The sequence below is a fragment of the Mesorhizobium sp. M1E.F.Ca.ET.041.01.1.1 genome, from assembly GCF_003997355.1.
Lineage (GTDB): Bacteria > Pseudomonadota > Alphaproteobacteria > Rhizobiales > Rhizobiaceae > Mesorhizobium.
The window spans coordinates 1-736 of sequence record NZ_RZSL01001158.1 but is presented as its reverse complement, the minus strand read 5'-3'; the positions used below and the strand labels follow the sequence as shown (position 1 = coordinate 736).

At 62.1% G+C, this 736-nt stretch carries 1 pseudogene; it reads right to left on the bottom strand.

Going from position 1 to position 736, the window contains the following annotated elements:
- Positions 1–502: pseudogene (locus EOA38_RS38085) on the bottom strand (hypothetical protein); the annotation flags it as partial.
- Positions 503–736 lie beyond the last annotated feature (234 nt).

Genomic DNA, 736 nt, shown 5'->3' with positions numbered 1-736 from the left:
AATCGAGATCGTAGATCAGGTCCGGCCGCTCACGTCGTGACGTTTCCTCTTTTCGAGCAGGCACATCGGCGCCGTTCAGAATCTTCGATGTGCGTGCGAGAACAGCATCGATCTCGGCAAACTCCTCAGCCAGAAGATCCGCCTCAGCATCATCCTGACCGTCGGCAGGAACGGGGCTGGCCTCCTGCCCTTCCCGGCTTTTTTGTACCGACGCCGGCGTCGCGCCACCGCGGCCGGTCAAGGTCAAAAACCCGTCCCGGCTGAGCGCCCAGTCGGGCGTCTGCGCAAAAATTCGCCGCCGGGTTCGTAGCACCGCGTGTGCGCGGGTGATCTCGTGGGTCGGGGTGCGGATGTCCATGTGGGCGTCGTGCAGGACCAGGTCCTCAAGATGGACGAGCTCGCCCTCGAGCCAGAGTGCGGCGGCTGCATCGGCGAAGTGTTGGCGTTCGACAAAGCCGTCGCGGACGGGAGAGCGCGCCAGGCGCTCGTCGAGCCGCGCCATAGCCTCGGTGGTTGTCGCTTTTACTTCCCGATTTCAAACAGGGAAAAGTCAGGTGTTGTTTAGGTTTAGGCGCTACGACAGCCCCGATTTTTCGCTAACGATTTCACTGACTGCTCGATTTGCCACACCGATTGCACAACCGCAAAGCCGCACCCGGCACGTCGCATTCCGACGAAGCATGGTCGGCGGCACGTCGTCTCGCTCGCGAGCTCGACAGGATTCTCGACGGTTCGG